At 48.3% G+C, this 300-nt stretch carries 1 pseudogene; it reads left to right on the plus strand.

Features of this window, described 5'->3' with window-relative positions:
• A pseudogene (locus tag SB773_RS30990) lies at nucleotides 1-300 on the plus strand (hypothetical protein); the annotation flags it as partial.

A 300-nucleotide genomic window follows, 5' to 3' on the forward strand; every position in this document is an offset into this window, starting at 1 on the left:
GGCGTGATAGAGCGCTTTCTGAAGACTTGCAATTATTCCTTTGCTCATAGATTGCCGGGTACCAGCCTTGCACATTTCTCGGCTCGCGGTGATTACGATCCGCTTACCTGCACCGTCCTAACAATTTCAGAATTCACCCATCTGTTTGAGAAGTGGCTTCTTGACGTCTACGCGCAAACCGTACACAAGGGTATCGGTACTACTCCGAGCAAAAAGTGGGAAGAAGGAATCGTCGGTGTATCTCAGAAACTTCCCGCATCAGCCGAAGAAATCGCTTTGCACCTTGGAATCTACAAAAAG

This window comes from Bacillus sp. SIMBA_074, assembly GCF_046534555.1.
Lineage (GTDB): Bacteria > Bacillota > Bacilli > Bacillales > Bacillaceae_G > Bacillus_A > Bacillus_A mycoides.